The sequence below is a fragment of the Sphingobacterium siyangense genome (genome assembly GCF_023277505.1).
Lineage (GTDB): Bacteria > Bacteroidota > Bacteroidia > Sphingobacteriales > Sphingobacteriaceae > Sphingobacterium > Sphingobacterium siyangense.
Genome location: NZ_CP080574.1, coordinates 5260400 through 5277109 on the forward strand (window position 1 = coordinate 5260400; position 16710 = coordinate 5277109).

The following is a 16710-nucleotide window of genomic DNA, read 5'->3' on the forward strand; positions in this document are numbered from 1 at the left end:
GCTGCTTTTGATATATATACCCGTATGCTAGGTTCGGGATCGTTCGGCATTCACCGAGGGCCTCTCCCTTACTTCAAACACATACACGTATTGTCTCTATACTGTTGTCTTCTCTTGTAATTTTTTTTCTCTTTCAATATGTCAAAGAACTCTTTTTCCGGTATCCTGAAGTATATCTTTATATACTTCACCGGTGATGTGGAGAATAACGGATTCGAACCGTTGACCCCCTGCGTGCAAGGCAGGTGCTCTAGCCAGCTGAGCTAATTCCCCTCTTTTTTTCGTAGTCCCGAGCAGATTTGAACTGCTGACCCCTACATTATCAGTGTAGTGCTCTAACCAACTGAGCTACGGGACTAGCTTATCTTGTTCATCTCTTTCTCTCGGTCCTGCTCCTTTCGGGGCGGGCACTTTCTTCTGATGTTTTTTCTTCTTGCAATCATATGTAACGTGACGAGCACCGATCTTCGATACTCTAGAAAGGAGGTATTCCAGCCGCACCTTCCGGTACGGCTACCTTGTTACGACTTAGCCCCAATTATCGGTTTTACCCTAACACGCTCCTTTCGGTAACATGCTTTAGGTACCCCCAACTTTCATGGCTTGACGGGCGGTGTGTACAAGGCCCGGGAACGTATTCACCGCGTCATTGCTGATACGCGATTACTAGCGAATCCAACTTCATGGGGTCGAGTTGCAGACCCCAATCCGAACTGTGAATGGCTTTTAGAGATTAGCATCATATTGCTATGTAGCTGCCCGCTGTACCATCCATTGTAGCACGTGTGTAGCCCCGGACGTAAGGGCCATGATGACTTGACGTCGTCCCCACCTTCCTCTCTGTTTGCACAGGCAGTCTGTTTAGAGTCCCCACCTTAAATGCTGGCAACTAAACATAGGGGTTGCGCTCGTTGCGGGACTTAACCCAACACCTCACGGCACGAGCTGACGACAGCCATGCAGCACCTAGTTTCGTGTCCCGAAGGACGAGTGCGTCTCTGCACTCTTCACTAACTTTCAAGCCCGGGTAAGGTTCCTCGCGTATCATCGAATTAAACCACATGCTCCTCCGCTTGTGCGGGCCCCCGTCAATTCCTTTGAGTTTCACCCTTGCGGGCGTACTCCCCAGGTGGATAACTTAACGCTTTCGCTGGGACGCTGGCTGTCTATCGCCAACATCGAGTTATCATCGTTTAGGGCGTGGACTACCAGGGTATCTAATCCTGTTCGATCCCCACGCTTTCGTGCATCAGCGTCAATACCAGCTTAGTGAGCTGCCTTCGCAATCGGAGTTCTAAGACATATCTATGCATTTCACCGCTACTTGTCTTATTCCGCCCACTTCAAATGGATTCAAGCCCATCAGTATCAAAGGCACTGCGATGGTTGAGCCACCGTATTTCACCCCTGACTTAATAGGCCGCCTACGCACCCTTTAAACCCAATAAATCCGGATAACGCTCGGATCCTCCGTATTACCGCGGCTGCTGGCACGGAGTTAGCCGATCCTTATTCTTCCAGTACATTCAGCTAGATACACGTATCTAGGTTTATTCCTGGACAAAAGCAGTTTACAACCCATAGGGCAGTCTTCCTGCACGCGGCATGGCTGGTTCAGGCTTCCGCCCATTGACCAATATTCCTTACTGCTGCCTCCCGTAGGAGTCTGGTCCGTGTCTCAGTACCAGTGTGGGGGATTCTCCTCTCAGAGCCCCTAGACATCGTCGCCTTGGTAAGCCGTTACCCTACCAACTAGCTAATGTCACGCGAGCCCATCTCTATCCTATAAATATTTAATAATTCCTCGATGCCGGGAAATTATATTATGCGGTGTTAATCTCTCTTTCGAGAGGCTATCCCCCTGATAGAGGTAGGTTGCTCACGCGTTACGCACCCGTGCGCCACTCTCACCATCTTCGAGCAAGCTCTCCGATGGATCCCGTCCGACTTGCATGTATTAGGCCTGCCGCTAGCGTTCATCCTGAGCCAGGATCAAACTCTCCATTGTAAAATGAAGTTTTTGATTCCAACTATTTACATAATCAGAATTCTTTTTTTATATCTCTGATCTTGGATCGAATTGAACGAATTACTTGAATTTGTTCATGACTTTCGTTTGTCTACTCGTCACGCTTACATGATTGTGTTTTCTTAAAGAACTTTTGCCGCTTCAACTTCCGTATCCGCTATATTCCGATGGCATTGCGCCGTCTTTATCTTTTTTGTTTTTCCCTTCGTTTCCGTTGGGACTGCAAAGGTAGAAATCTTTTCTGAACTTCCAAAAACTTTTTGAAGTTTTTTTTCTTTTCTCTTTTTTTGATTTCCGCGTTTAAAATAAACTGAGCGGGATTTTAAATCCTGTCAGACTTCTCTTAAACCCTTCTTTTTTCAGGGTTCCCTCTTTCGGGGTAACCGTCCCTCCCTTGCGGAGTGGTGCAAAGATAGGGAGTTTTCACAATCACTTCCAAGACTTTTGTTCTTATTTATTTCATTTCATCCATAACTGCCTGTAACGGTGCGAGATTATTTTTGTAAAACAGGTGATAGGAAGGCTGGGATGGCTGATCCGGCCACCAGATTTGGCCTTCGGAGAACCCCAGGTCATCGTATAGCGTATGGAGGCAGGCTTCGCAATGGATCTATTACCAATTTCGTTCAACTTTTGTTAATAATTAATAGGGGTATTACAGGGGTATAACAGGGGGTTAACAGGGGGTTAGCAGGGGTACAACCCCTATTAACCCCCTATTAAAACGGTGTTATAATGCTGTTAATTACAAATCAGTATACAATTTGAGCCTAAGCGGGGTAACAACAGACCTCCCCTTTTGTCAAAACTGCCGCTGAAACAAGCGAAAATAGCAATATGAAAAGCCAAATGGTCTTTGACAAACAATATGTAACTGAAACCGTATATTCGTAAATAGCAAATTAAAATCTTCCTTATTTTGAACGGACTTTTCAAAATTTACAAAGTTGACGCCGATGAGGCACTGCGCATACAACAATCCAAAAACGAAATACATCAACATGATTTCGAGGAATTGATTATTGGTGTGGCAGGAAAGCTCGAACATTTTATCGATTTTAAAACAAAAACCTACACCGCTCCATTTATAAGTTTTATCACTCAGGGCAAAACCCACCGCGTCAAACCTCTTCTGCATAATAATAACATTGAATTTTGGGTCATTCGATTTAAAAGTGAATTTATCCCCGAAACGACTTTCCAGCTCTACGCCCACTTTCATGAAAATGCGACATTGACCTTCGCCAGCCCCAACTGCTTCGGGAGATTGATAGTCTTGTGTGAGCTAATGCAGCAGGAATGCTTACAACATAGCGTAGACTATGCGGTTATCAAGCAGCTATTGAGCACCATCTTTACCATGATTGAATCTGAACGAAAAAGGCAATTTCCAGACAGCCAACAGCAATTGAAAAATCAGAGTACAACGTTCACAAGCTTTCTATCTATACTGGAAGAGAACTACCGCCGTCCCGAAGGCGTTAATTTTTACGCGGAGAAGCTTTTTATGTCGACACGAAACCTAAATTTAATTTGTCAGAGCATATTACAACAAAGCGTTTCTGAGATTATCGAAACACGGAAACTTATTGAAGCAAAAAACCTCTTGTTGACAACGACTAAAACGATCTCGGAAATTGGTTTTGAACTCGGTTACCAAGATAAAGCCTACTTTACCAATGTCTTCAAAAAGAAAGCAGGCATGACGCCTTCGGAATTTAGAAATGAGATCCAAAAACTTATTTCCGAATAGCGTACAACAGATTTCCGAATAGTACAACAGATTGACAGGATAATGATACCGCCTAGCCAAACCCATCCCTTACCTTTGTAATAAAAATTGACGCAGTCACATCATATCAAATGCGTAGAAAGGATTTTATTAAAATTATGGCAACATTACCATTAGCTGGAGTAGCTCATAAAGCAAACTCTTTATATAAATTTTCCGAGGAACTGGAGGCAACGGACAAATTTCCGGTCTTATTTTTAGGACATGGAAGTCCCATGAACGCCATAGAGGACAACGAATTTGTCCGGGGATTCAAAAAAATTGGCCAAACTTTCGAAAAACCGAAGGCGATTCTTGTTGTCTCGGCACACTGGGAAACACGTGGAACATTTGTCACAGCGATGGAGCATCCCGCCACCATTCATGACTTTGGCGGTTTTCCTCAGGCATTATTTGATGTCCAATACCCAGCTCCAGGCAGCCCGGCGCTCGCTTTAGAAACACAGCGTATTGTCAGCAAAACAGAGGTTCATCTCGACGACAAATGGGGGCTGGACCATGGATCATGGTCTGTAGTCAAACATCTATACCCTGATGCAGACGTTCCTATTATTCAAATGAGCATCGATTACACACAGCCTGCAGCATACCATTATGAAATTGCACAGCAATTAAACGCGCTAAGAAAAAAGGGTGTACTCATTATCGGTAGCGGCAATATGGTGCACAACTTACGGATGGTCGCCTGGGACAAACTCGATACGGCAGGCTATGCGTATGAGTGGGCTACTATAGCCAATGAAAAAATGAAGAAATTTATTCAGAATGGTAATCATCAGGCGCTCATAGATTTCAGAAAACAGGGCAAAGAGTTCGACTTGGCAATTCCAACTCCTGAACATTACCTCCCTTTAATCTATACCTTGGGTTTACAGGAGAAAAATGATGAGTTGTTTCTCTTCAACGACAATTCAGTGGCTGGATCACTGACCATGACCTCTTTGAAAATCGGTTAAGCCTCCAGCATACCTATCAGGAATATCCAACAATACCAGCCCATTCCATTAACCGAGAAAAAGGCCCATGGAATGGGCTTGTTGTATACAGTACTCCGCTGAGTTGGAAATAATCTCGAAATTTCCATGACAAAAAGTGCTTTGATTGCAGCGCTAGGATCGATAAATTTGTTTGAAACAAAACAACGTACTTGAACTTAACTCATGGCAACAAAACCTGTTATTGAAATTGAATATTGTCCAAAATGCAATTGGATGCTGCGCGCCGCCTATATGGCGCAGGAGGTACTGAGTTCGTTCACCGATGAGATCCATGGAGTGATGCTGGTCCCCAGCGAAATTGCAGGCCGTTATACAGTACGGGTAGCGGATAAGGAGATATTCGATCGAAAAAGAGCCGGTCGATTCCCCGAAATAAAAGAACTCAAACAACTGATCCGTGATCTGGTCGCACCAGATAAATCCTTAGGTCATTCGGACAAATCTCCTTCATCCAACATGTAATTTAGCATAAATCGGATTTTAAAGACTTCTTCTTATTAGCAACTTTGTATAAATTAAATGAACAATCATGACTATTCAACAAGAAGTAGATTTTCAACGTATCGCCAAGGCCATACATTTCTTACAGGAAAACTTTAAGTCTCAACCTACATTGGGTCAGATCGCTTCTCATGTTTACATGAGTGAAGCTCATTTTCAACGCATGTTTACCGCATGGGCAGGTACAAGTCCCAAGAAATTCTTACAGTACGTAAGTATAAATTATGCAAAATCATTGCTCAAGGAAAATAACATTGCTGAAACAACATTCCAGCTTGGCCTTTCCAGCAGCAGTAGACTTCATGAACTATTTATCAACATTGAGGGGATGACTCCCGCTGAATATAAAAATGAAGGCTCCAATTTATTGATTTCCTACGCGTATTATCAGAGCTTATTCGGCACAATGCTAATTGCATCCACCTCAAAAGGTATTTGTCATATTGCCTACGCGGATGATAACATAACAGCTTTTGACGCTCTTCAGCAACGATTTCCGAACGCAACATACCTACAACAGGGGAACAGCATGCATGAGAATGCACTCAGCGCATTAAATCCCCAAGATAAAGATATCCGTCAGGTAAAATTACATTTAAAAGGCACTGATTTTCAATTGAAAGTCTGGGAAGCTTTATTAAAAATCCCTATGGGTAACTTAAGCACTTACGGTGCTATCGCTTCTCAAATCGGAAACCCCAAGGCTTCCCGTGCTGTCGGCACAGCTGTTGGAAGCAATCCGATAGCTTACCTTATCCCCTGTCATCGTGTTATACAAAACAGCGGTATATTTGGTGGTTACCGATGGGATCCAATGCGGAAAACAGCGATGATCGGATGGGAGACTTTGCATACGGCTATTTAGTAAACACACACAATACGATAACATGGAACTTTTCGACAATCTCTTCGATGGCAATAGAAATCTACTCCCTTACGATGGGACTGTCAATTATTATGGTAAAATACTACCTCCACAGGAAGCAAACCACTATTTTGATAGACTCATGGACTCGATCGAATGGGTAAATGACCGTGCCATTATTTTTGGAAACGAAATCGTCACCAAACGAAAAGTGGCTTGGTATGGCGACCAGGCTTTCGAATATAGCTATTCCAACACCACTAAAAGGGCGCTTCCCTGGACAAAGGAACTTCTTGAACTGAAAAAGATTGCCGAACAACAAACACAGGAGACGTATAATTCCTGCCTGTTGAATCTTTATCACAATGGCGACGAAGGAATGGCCTGGCACAGTGACGGTGAAAAAGACCTCAAAAAAAATGGAGCAATTGCTTCTTTAAGCTTTGGTGCTGAACGAAAGTTTGCCTTTAAACATAAAACGAGCAAAGAAAAAATAGACATCATCTTGGGCCATGGAAGTTTATTGGTGATGAAAGGTCTTACACAAACGTATTGGTTGCATCGGCTTCCACCGACAAAAAAGGTGTTCAGTGCACGAATTAATCTGACATTTCGATGCATCGATCAGCTGTAATCTTACAGCCCCAGGGTAAGGCTTACAGGAATGGACACCTAGTTGTAGGCAGACTTCAACAGCATTCAGTCACCAATCGTGTCAACCTTTTCAAACATAAAGGCTGACACGATCGATCGGGTTATTTAATAACGTCCCAGCTGTTGTCCTTGGCTGTGTAATCCATAAAAATGCCACCGTCCAAGGTAATATTTTTCACCTTTTTAGTCGAAGTCCAAGTCAGGATTACCTGTTTTTCATTGTGTTGCCAAATTGACGGAGTTTGATGTTTTGTCTCCACCGATCCATCCGTATAGGTAATCAACACATCAAACGGAATTGCAAATCCCCCGATATTGGTGATCGTCAGTGTATTTTTACCAGCAAGCTGTTTAAAACCATTCACCTTAAGGTCAATGTAATTATTGGTGAAATACCAATTTTTCCAATACCAGTTTAAATTCTGCCCAGCTCCAGCATTGATGCTATAAAAGAAGTCCCAAGGCGTCGGATGTTTTCCATGCCATAGCTCCATGTAATGGTGTAGTGCTTTTTTAAACAGTTCATCACCCAGGTAATCCCGTAACGCAATATAAGACAATGCGGCCTTGATGTAGGCATTGTTGCCGTACCCTAAACCACTCAACTGAGAGGTCATGGTAATCAAGGGTTGGTCTTCTTCGGTAGAGGGGTCAAAGATATAGCGCTTTACACGGGCATCTTTGAAAAGTTCTTTATTTTTTTCGGCACCAATCTCCGCATTTCCAATCCAGAATTCCAATGCAGTAGCCCAGCCTTCATCCATATAACCGTATCGCGTCTCATTGATACCCATGTAAAAAGGGAAATAGGTATGTGCAATTTCATGGTCTGCTGTTTGCCGTGCATCCACGAGATTATCTGGGACACTCGAATCGTTAATCATCATCGGATATTCCATATCTGCAAACCCTTGAACGGCTGTCATTGTTGGGTACGGATAGGTGACACCAGGCCAATTTTTAGAAAACCAGTCAATGCAATATTGCTGCCAACCAATGTATTGTTCAAAATCTGCTGTTCCAGCGACATAGCTTGACTGCACACTCACGCGCTTACTTCCCAAATCTACACTCCCGCCATCCCAGATATAATTATCACTCACACTGAAACAAAAATCAGGCACATAGGTTGCTTTAAATTTCCACTTATTCCAGGCTTCTTGTGTTGTCACTTTCCCCGCTTTCATTTCGGCATCTGTCGCGATATGTATTGGCGTATCGCTGACTTTTGATTTTTCGAAACGGTCCAGAATAGGTTTCTGCAGTACATCAGCCGCATTTGTCAATTCACCTGTCGCCCAAACAACAAAGTTCTTCGGAACAGATATCTCAAATTGATAATCGTTGAAACCATTGTAGAATTCTTGTCGGCCATTATGTTCCAGAAGATCCCAACCATTATAATCGTCGTATACAGACACACGCGGATAAGAGTAAGCACAATAAAAGGTGGAAGCATTCAACAGCCCTTCACGGTCGCTTTCGACAGATAACGGATATTCCCAGCTAATGTCCAATGTTGCAGTCCTTCCCGGAAGGATTTTCTGCCCAAAATCACCTAACTTCACCGTTCCCCAGTCCTTGCTGTTTACGTCGTAAACTTGACCATTCAGTTTAAACGATTTAATCTTTAGGCCCGAAGTCAGGTAGTCGTCCGAAGCGTATGCAGCACGTACCGCATTAGGTTTGTGCACATTGTTCACAAATCGGATAGCCAAGCGTTTCAATGTATCGGGACTATTGTTTGTGTACAGAATAGTCTCTGTTCCACTCACCATCTTTGTAGCCGGATCCAATTGCACCCGCACATCATACTTACCAAAATTCTGCCAATAGTTTTTCCCTGGTAGACCCGTTTTGGTACGGGTTCCCTTCTCGATCGCTTGCTGAATATTTCTTGGGGTATACAGTTCTTGCGCATGAGCTACCCCTGTCAATAAAAGCAAAGTCAATCCATAATTAAATATAGTGCGTCCTATCATATCCTAGTTTAAATAATCAAACTAAGATAAATTTGCTGTGATTTGCAAGTTTAATTCTCCTGCTTCGCAAGAAAAACAAACTTCTTCAACACAATACCACATTTGCATTTGTTCAGAGATCAAAAAAAGACAGGCTCCGAGTACTTGAGAAAACATTTTATTTTTTTTGACGTTTAGTTTTAAGATAGACCCGAATGTATGCATCAACTTTTACGTTTTAACGATTTCTTCCGACATGCTTTTTTAGCAATACTTTTAATTTCAATCCCTACGCTGCTCGCTGCCCAAACCGATGCAAAAACAGACTCTCTTGCACAGTACAAACATCAGCGTGACTCGGCCTTGGCCAGTCAATACGATATATCGGATCTAATCGGAAGAATAATCCATCCCAAACGAAAAAAGGAACATGCGAGTAAACGCTCTCCCATCACCTTAATGCCCAACATTGCCTACAACCCAACCATTGGTGGTCAGATCGGAATCAAGGCTGTCGCGGGGAAAGTATTGGGTGACCCCAAAACAACGACCATGTCGATCGCAGCGACATCCGCCTCAATCACCACAAAAAACATCATGGTCTTCTATATTAGCCATAATATCTTTACCCCCAACAATAAACTAAATTTTCAGGGCGCTTTTGCACTTGTCAAAATGGTCGCTTTAGATGCGGGTTTGGGCATGACTCCCCATGGAAAATGGAACAATGCCGATGAAGAGATCCTTGCCAACCCCGACCATAAGAAATACGGAGCAAAATATAACGCGTTTACATTTAATGAAAAAGTCTATAAACGAATCGCCGACGGACTATTTGTTGGAGCCGGATTGGCGTTTGACTTACGACGAAAAATAACCAGCAGCGGCCCCAATGGCAACATTACTCCCAATACCATCTACACCGAAAAACATGGCTTCGAGCCCGACAGTTATAATTCCAATGGACTATTGCTCAATATGCAATACATGACAAGAGACAATCCCAATAGGCCTTACAAGGGTATCTATTCGGATATCGGTGTGCGATGGAACACAACGCTGTTGGGCAGTAGCAAAAGTGCTGTACAGCTTACCACCGACTTTCGAAAATACTTTAGTTTATCTCAGTCCGACCCGGCTCATGTACTTGCCTTCTGGTATTGGGGCTCCTATAAACTCGGTGGTACACTCCCCTATTTTGATCTCCCCGGAACGGGAAGAGACGTAGCCGTCAGAAGCGGCCGCGGTTACACCATTGGTTATTTCAAAGGAATTTCTTTCGGTTATGCCGAAACAGAATACCGCTTCCCAATTTTAAAGAATCGCTTTTTGAGCGGAGCTGCTTTTTTTAACCTACAGACTGCCAGCGACGAACTGGGCACCAAACTTTTTGAAAGGTGGCAACCTGGGGGTGGTGCCGGATTACGGGTACTCTTTAACAAAGCAACACGCACAAATCTATGTCTGGACTATGCCTTTGGAAAATATGGTTCCCGTGGTTTCTTTTTGGGGCTGAATGAAGCTTTCTAATTCCAGATTGCGACAGCTTTGTTTGCCATAAAATAACTAAATTAGCCGATGTTGTTGCTCTTTCTATTCACGAAGAGTGACTGAATTGGCATTGACGATATTTCATCATGAATTTAAAAACCTTTTTTCTATACATTGTATTATTATCAGCTCTTGTTTCCTGTCATCAGACAAAGACGTCAAAAACAACGAAAAATGACGAACAAAAGAAAGAACAGGTAGTCCCTCCTGCATCACCACCACTCCCATCGGATACTTCGAGCTACGATAGCCCGCGTTTTGCAGACAGAATAAAGGAACAAGCGCAGCAGTTAATGAAAATGAACGACGCCGGCCTCTTCGATAAACTGCACCAGAAGTTAACGACAACACTAAGTGCAGACCAGAAAGATTATTTTCTTGGGCATCCTAACTTGGCTGTTTTAGCGATCGCGAAAGGGAATATCTTCGAAAATGGCCCCGGTGACCTTGGGTATACGGTATACAACAAAGGTAATCATCGCATCGAGATCACCTTATTCGATCATAAAAGCAATACATACAACACACTGTATAAAGAGTTAAAAGTTGTCAATACCCTTCAAAATTTGGATTGTTCATCCAGCTTTGGATCGCTCGATTATCTCGTTGCTTCCGAACTGATTGATCAAGAGGATTATATTCGATTAAACAATTCAAATTACCTGATTGACGACAATTCCTTTGATGTGACCGATATTTCGACGAACAAAAACTTTGATTTGCAGCAGGGATGTCTGAACAAAAAATTCTCAAAAGAAGCCATGGCCAACAGTCTTTGTGTACCGACTAGCTCCGTATATGCGAATTTTCAATACCTAAAATACAATAAGAAAAAGCAGATTTTTGAAATTTATTTCAGTCAGGAATTTGCAGACTAAGCCGACCAAACCTTAACGATGAAAAGATATTACCTACTTGCTACCCTTGGTTTATGTAGCAAATTATATGCGCAGGAAGTGGATACTACGACTAATCTGCTAGAACAAGTCGAAGTTAAAGCCTACTTCAATAAACAACCGCTATTGCGATTGACATCTTCTGCGGCTGTGTTAAGCAGCCAAATGATCCAATCCCAGCAGTCGCCCTCCTTTGTTTCAGCAATGAACAGGGTGCCGGGTTTACGCATGGAAGAACGTTCCCCTGGGAGTTACCGGCTAGCACTCCGTGGGAGTATGGTCCGTTCACCTTTTGGTGTTCGCAATGTCAAAATATATCTGGACGACTTTCCTTTTACTGACGCAGGCGGGAACACCTACATTAACTTGATAGATCCCTCCGCAATAGGGCAGATAAATGTATTGAAAGGTCCAGATGGATCGATATATGGGGCCAATTCAGGCGGTGTACTCTCCTTTTATAGTAAAGGATTCGATCGATCTGACAAACCTGAAGTCAACCTCCAATTAACGGGGGGCTCCTACGGTCTTTTCCAGGAACAGCTCAATGCAATATTACCCATCAACCAGACTCAGCAACTTGCTATCAATCAAAGTTGGACAAGAAGTGACGGTTATCGCCAGAATTCAGCCTTAAACAAAAAGAATATCCAACTCAATTACAATTGGCAATATGCAAAAACATCCGAATTAAAATTCACCGGTTTCTATTCGGATATCGGTTACCAAACTCCGGGAGGGCTCACCGCAGCACAAATGGAGAGCGACCGCAGGCAGGCTCGGCCTAAGGGCGGACCAAATCCTGGTGCTGCTGAACAAAAAGCAGCAATCTACGATAAAACATTCTTTGGTGGACTGAGCAACCAGACGCATCTCAGTTCTAAGATGACCTTATTCGCCAGTGTATTTGGCTCATCCAATCAGATCAAAAATCCCTTCATCACCAATTACGAGAAAAGAGATGAAAAGAATTTAGGAACGCGCCTGTATTTATCTTATGTGGATTTGTTGAGCCAAGATTTAAAATATGAAGTCCAACTGGGCTTGGAAGCGCAAAAGGGTTGGTATGCTATTGACAATTATGACAACGCCCAAGGTGTCGCTACCGATCCTCAGGCCAAGGACAAATTGGAAAACAGTCAGCAATCATTTTTTGCACGCACCCAACTGGAATGGCTAGAGCGTCTCCAGGTAGAGCTGTCGCTCGGATTAAATGAGAATAAAATTGGCTACCAGCAACGTTATCCTGTTGCACAAGAAAACAAAGAAAATATTGATTTCGGGAGTACATGGATGCCACGAGCAGCACTATCCTATTTGATCACACCAATGCTTGCACTTAGAGCATCGATTTCTAAAGGTTTCTCTGCACCAACTGTTGCTGAAGTCCGTTCGTCAGACAATACAATTAATACGATGCTGAAACCAGAAACAGGTACAAACCATGAATTTGGGCTTCGTTGGCATTTGTGGAATCGCCGGATTATTTTAGATGCAGCGGCCTACACTTATCAAATGAACAATGCCATCATCCGACAGGTACGGGATAATGGTGCTGAATATTTTCAAAATGCGGGTAAAATAAACCAAAAGGGATTGGAAGCATCGCTATTCATGTATTTGATCAGGCCTCAAACAACCGGTACGGTCCGTAGCCTACAGCTGACCAGTAATTTTTCCCTCAATGACTACAGTTTCAAAACCTATCAGGTAGGCGACAAAAACTATAAGAACAATAAACTTCCTGCGGTTCCTAAAACGGTATGGGTAAATTCGTTGAATATACTTTTCCCGGATGAATTCCAGTTGGATCTTCTTTCCAATTTAACAGCAGCAATACCACTGGATGACGCAAACACTGTTTATGCCAAACGGTATCATCTTTTACAAGGCAAATTATCCTGGAGCAAATCTGTCTGTTCACAGCATAAAATTAGATTTTTTGTTGGGGCCGACAATCTACTCAATGAAAAATATAGTCTTGGAAACGATATCAATGCTTTTGGAGGACGGTATTTTAATCCTGCCCCTTTACGTAATTATTATGGCGGAATGAGTTTTAATTTTTAACCAAGCATTATGGACTTCCATCAATATACATTGACCGATATCGATTTCACCAAGGTGAGCCGTTATTCTTATTTTCCTTGGATGGACCTGACATTGGCCCATTTTCAGGTCAATGCGATGGAAATGGAGGTGAATCAGGCAAATTTTCAGGTACTGGAGAATTATACCGATTTTGAAGTGATGATCCTCCATACGTTGCCCACAACAGCCGTCTTTTGCAATTGTCCACAAACAGGATTCTGCCGTCATCAAAAGGCGGCTTTAAGTAAACTATTTACACAGGAGAATTGGCTGGCATTTTTTGATCACAACCGCTATCAGCATCTCCTCAAGAAGGTTGCGGCACAATATGGACTGGAAAAGGAACCGTCTTTAGAAAACTATTTTGCTGCCCAGATCAAAGCAGGGAAGCTGGAGTTTCTGTTAAAAGACAAACAGCTGACCTCCATTGATGACTTTGATCTAGTAGAGGAATCTCTTGTCCCAAAAAAGGTCAAGACGACGGCCGAACAGCAGCATCATTTTGTGGTGTTAACGCGCAACCGGTACTACAAAAATCTACAAATACTCCTGTGTCAAGCTCCAATGACGAAATCCGGCCTACCTAAAAATCCGATTTCCGCCAGTGAGAGTCAGTCCCGTATCTGGCAAAGCAGCTCGATTGAGGAAATGCAATTTTACACCGCTGTTTACCAATTTTCTCAAGCTATGCAACAGGATATCGAAATCAGCTCCAGTCTGAAGGCGGTTGCAAAAAATCCGTTACACCTCGATTTTTATCTGCATGACTATGAGAAATCCGACAATATAACAGCCTCCACCTTATCGCCGGTTCAATTTAACCTAAACAAAGGTGAAATTAAGCTCTTCATTACAAAAAAAGGTGCGTTTTATACCATTCAAGGAGAAATTCATATTCATACGATAGCCCACAATTTACAGGATTTAGTCGTTCTTTTGGACCATTTCATTCTCATCAAAAATCAGCTTTTTCTGATTGAAAATAGGTTTCACCTCAAGTTGATCCGTTTGTTTGGCAACAAAGGTGAGCAATTGTTGATCCATCAGCGTAAGTTCGAAGAATTCAACAGGTTGTTTTTGGAACAGATAGCACATTCCGTGGAGTTAAATTTTAAAGATATTCCCAAAGCAAGCAAGCCACAGTTGAAGGAAAATCTGTATTATCAGGACATGCAGCCACTTTTGTTTCTGGAAGAATCGGAAGATTTTGTCAACCTTATTCCTGTCATGCGTTATGGTGAGGTCGAAATTCCTATTTTAAGTAAGCGGAATATATTTGGTACAGACAGCAAGGGTACACAATTTTTGGTCGATCGGAAACGTGAAGCTGAAACAAAAGTTATTTCCCTGTTACTGAAGCAGCATCCCTATTTTCAGGAGCAAATGGATGAAGGAAGCTTTCAGCATTTTTATTTGCATCGCAAATACTTTCTGGACAGTAACTGGTTTCTGGATGCTTTTGAGGAGTGGCAACATCAGGGTATACAGATCATCGGATTTAATACGTTACGTGGAAATAAATTAAGCCGTTTTAAGGGAAAAATACATGTGGAGGTCCTCAGTGGACAAAATTGGTTCAACGCCAATATACAGGTCAAATTTGGCCCCAAAAGTGTCTCCCTAAAAAAACTTGAAAAGGCAGTACGGAACCGCTCGCAATTCATCACCTTGGATGACGGCACCCAGGGCATTTTACCGCAACAGTGGCTCGATAAATTTGAAGCCTATTTTAATGCAGCAGAATCGATAGCTGATGATTTCATTGAAATTCCAAAATACAAATTCAATGAAATCGATCAACTATTTGATCAGGCGGAGCTAGACCCTATCGTGTTGGCGGAGCTCAGCACGTTGAGAAAGCAGCTCGCTAATTTTTCTTCGCTATCCGAGGTCCAGATACCACCAACTTTTGTCGGAAACTTACGCCCTTATCAGCAACAAGGGCTACAATGGCTGCATTTCTTGGATGGGCTTAATTTTGGTGGCTGTCTTGCCGATGACATGGGACTTGGCAAAACGATCCAAATATTAGCCTTTCTGGCTACTCAAAAAGCAAAGGGACAATCTGCACCAACATTACTTGTACTTCCCACGACCTTAATTTTTAATTGGCGGCATGAAATCCAGCAATTCCTTCCATCTTTCCAAACGTTGGTTTTAGATGGTCCAAATAGAATAGAAAAAGGGATGCAGTTTGAACAATATGACCTTGTTTTAGTTTCTTATCACAACCTGCTGACGGATATTAATACGCTAAAAAAAATAACCTTCAATTATGTCATATTGGACGAATCGCAGCAAATCAAAAACCCGGATTCCCAGCGATACAAAACGGTAAATTTATTAAAATCAAGAAATCGCATTATTTTAACAGGAACTCCTATCGAGAATAATACGATGGATCTTTATGCCCAGCTTTCCTTTATTGTGCCGGGTCTACTAGGAAGCAAAAAATATTTCAAAGATGTCTATACGACTCCTATTGATGCTTTCCATGACCGCAAGAGAAAAAAAATGCTGAAAGAGAAAATAAAGCCTTTCATTCTCCGTAGAACAAAACAGGATGTATTACGTGATCTTCCTACAAAAAATGAACTGGTCCTTTACTGTGAGATGAAAACTGCCCAACGGCGAATTTATGATCTTTATGAAAAAGAGTTTCGAGATTTTATCTCTGCCAAAGATGGCGATGAAATCAAGAAAAGCCCCATGCATGTCCTAAAAGGTCTAACAAAATTGCGACAGATATGTAATTCAAGCAAACTGCTCCAAAATGAGGATCTGACTAGCGCTGCGGACTCTGCCAAAATTGAAATGCTTATCGAGCAAATTCAGCATAAAAAAGACCAGCACAAAATGATCGTGTTTTCACAGTTTGTCAGTATGCTCAATCTGATTAAAGAGGCTTTGGATAAACAGGGTATTCGCGCGTTAATGCTCACAGGCCAATCCAAAAATCGAGGTAAATTGGTTAGTGATTTTCAATCCGACAAGGATATCCCCGTTTTTCTGGTTAGTCTAAAAGCCGGTGGTACCGGACTTAATCTTACCGCGGCCGATGTCGTGTACCTGGTAGACCCCTGGTGGAATCCTGCTGTTGAACAACAGGCGATCGATAGGATCTATCGCATGGGGCAACAAAAGACGGTCACCGCAGTCCGATTAATCAGCCCTAACACGGTCGAAGATAAAATTCAGACCTTACAGCAACATAAAAAGGAGATTAGCAACAGTATTCTGGATGACGGCGGAAGTTTAGATGTCTTTTATCTCGACAAAAGCTATTTAATGAATTTGCTACGCTAAACTATTGAAATCAAAAAAGGGGACATCGATCGATGTCCCCTTTTTTGATATAATTCGTTTTCAGCT

General features: G+C 42.5%; 10 protein-coding genes, 2 tRNA genes and 1 rRNA gene. 9 read left to right on the forward strand and 4 right to left on the reverse strand.

The window, feature by feature from the left end:
* Window positions 1–199: 199 nt before the first annotated feature.
* From K2F45_RS22165 to K2F45_RS22175, 3 genes are all read right to left on the reverse strand, one after another.
* A tRNA-Ala gene (locus K2F45_RS22165) sits at window positions 200–273 on the reverse strand.
* An 11-nt stretch (window positions 274–284) separates the two neighbouring features.
* Window positions 285–358: transfer RNA gene (locus K2F45_RS22170), tRNA-Ile, on the reverse strand.
* Window positions 359–479: 121 nt separating this feature from the next.
* Window positions 480–2008: ribosomal RNA gene (locus K2F45_RS22175) — 16S ribosomal RNA — on the reverse strand.
* Between the two features lie 940 nt (window positions 2009–2948).
* Here K2F45_RS22175 and K2F45_RS22180 point away from each other — a divergent pair.
* From K2F45_RS22180 to K2F45_RS22200, 5 genes are all read left to right on the forward strand, one after another.
* Window positions 2949–3782 carry an AraC family transcriptional regulator gene (locus tag K2F45_RS22180; RefSeq protein ID WP_075993959.1) on the forward strand — a complete coding sequence of 278 codons (834 nt, stop codon included), beginning with the start codon at window positions 2949–2951 and terminating at the stop codon, window positions 3780–3782.
* A 137-nt stretch (window positions 3783–3919) separates the two neighbouring features.
* The gene (gene ygiD / locus K2F45_RS22185; RefSeq protein WP_216640404.1) at window positions 3920–4777 is read left to right on the forward strand and encodes a 4,5-DOPA-extradiol-dioxygenase; all 858 of its coding nucleotides are present in this window, start codon (window positions 3920–3922) and stop codon (window positions 4775–4777) included.
* A 204-nt stretch (window positions 4778–4981) separates the two neighbouring features.
* Window positions 4982–5281 carry an Rdx family protein gene (locus K2F45_RS22190; protein WP_075993960.1) on the forward strand — a complete coding sequence of 100 codons (300 nt, stop codon included), beginning with the start codon at window positions 4982–4984 and terminating at the stop codon, window positions 5279–5281.
* Between the two features lie 67 nt (window positions 5282–5348).
* Window positions 5349–6185 (forward strand): methylated-DNA--[protein]-cysteine S-methyltransferase, encoded by an 837-nt coding sequence (locus K2F45_RS22195; RefSeq protein WP_167512264.1) that lies wholly within the window; start codon window positions 5349–5351, stop codon window positions 6183–6185.
* 22 nt (window positions 6186–6207) lie between these two features.
* Window positions 6208–6819 (forward strand): alpha-ketoglutarate-dependent dioxygenase AlkB family protein, encoded by a 612-nt coding sequence (locus tag K2F45_RS22200; protein ID WP_075993961.1) that lies wholly within the window; start codon window positions 6208–6210, stop codon window positions 6817–6819.
* Between the two features lie 121 nt (window positions 6820–6940).
* On the opposite strand, the gene K2F45_RS22205 is transcribed toward K2F45_RS22200, so the two are convergent.
* Window positions 6941–8821, reverse strand: coding sequence for a M1 family metallopeptidase (locus K2F45_RS22205; RefSeq protein ID WP_075993962.1), 1881 nt, complete (start codon window positions 8819–8821; stop codon window positions 6941–6943).
* 198 nt (window positions 8822–9019) lie between these two features.
* Between K2F45_RS22205 and K2F45_RS22210 the strand changes: the two genes are divergently transcribed.
* The 4 genes from K2F45_RS22210 (at window position 9020) to K2F45_RS22225 (ending at window position 16644) form a co-directional block, all read left to right on the forward strand.
* Complete coding sequence (locus tag K2F45_RS22210; RefSeq protein ID WP_248932472.1) at window positions 9020–10330, forward strand: BamA/TamA family outer membrane protein; 1311 nt, start codon at window positions 9020–9022, stop codon at window positions 10328–10330.
* 107 nt (window positions 10331–10437) lie between these two features.
* Window positions 10438–11229 carry a hypothetical protein gene (locus K2F45_RS22215; RefSeq protein ID WP_075993963.1) on the forward strand — a complete coding sequence of 264 codons (792 nt, stop codon included), beginning with the start codon at window positions 10438–10440 and terminating at the stop codon, window positions 11227–11229.
* A gap of 18 nt (window positions 11230–11247) precedes the next feature.
* Window positions 11248–13317 (forward strand): TonB-dependent receptor, encoded by a 2070-nt coding sequence (locus K2F45_RS22220; RefSeq protein WP_075993964.1) that lies wholly within the window; start codon window positions 11248–11250, stop codon window positions 13315–13317.
* Window positions 13318–13326: 9 nt separating this feature from the next.
* The gene (locus tag K2F45_RS22225; RefSeq protein ID WP_248932473.1) at window positions 13327–16644 is read left to right on the forward strand and encodes a DEAD/DEAH box helicase; all 3318 of its coding nucleotides are present in this window, start codon (window positions 13327–13329) and stop codon (window positions 16642–16644) included.
* The last annotated feature ends 66 nt before the right edge of the window (window positions 16645–16710 follow it).

What these genes read in the sequence shown, in the direction of transcription:
- K2F45_RS22210 (WP_248932472.1), top strand. Translation starts at nt 9,020, where the DNA reads ATGCATCAACTTTTACGTTTTAACGATTTCTTCCGACATGCTTTTTTA.
- K2F45_RS22205 (WP_075993962.1), bottom strand. Translation starts at nt 8,821, where the DNA reads ATGATAGGACGCACTATATTTAATTATGGATTGACTTTGCTTTTATTG.
- K2F45_RS22190 (WP_075993960.1), top strand. Translation starts at nt 4,982, where the DNA reads ATGGCAACAAAACCTGTTATTGAAATTGAATATTGTCCAAAATGCAAT.
- ygiD (WP_216640404.1), top strand. Translation starts at nt 3,920, where the DNA reads ATGGCAACATTACCATTAGCTGGAGTAGCTCATAAAGCAAACTCTTTA.
- K2F45_RS22195 (WP_167512264.1), top strand. Translation starts at nt 5,349, where the DNA reads ATGACTATTCAACAAGAAGTAGATTTTCAACGTATCGCCAAGGCCATA.
- K2F45_RS22215 (WP_075993963.1), top strand. Translation starts at nt 10,438, where the DNA reads ATGAATTTAAAAACCTTTTTTCTATACATTGTATTATTATCAGCTCTT.
- K2F45_RS22200 (WP_075993961.1), top strand. Translation starts at nt 6,208, where the DNA reads ATGGAACTTTTCGACAATCTCTTCGATGGCAATAGAAATCTACTCCCT.
- K2F45_RS22225 (WP_248932473.1), top strand. Translation starts at nt 13,327, where the DNA reads ATGGACTTCCATCAATATACATTGACCGATATCGATTTCACCAAGGTG.
- K2F45_RS22220 (WP_075993964.1), top strand. Translation starts at nt 11,248, where the DNA reads ATGAAAAGATATTACCTACTTGCTACCCTTGGTTTATGTAGCAAATTA.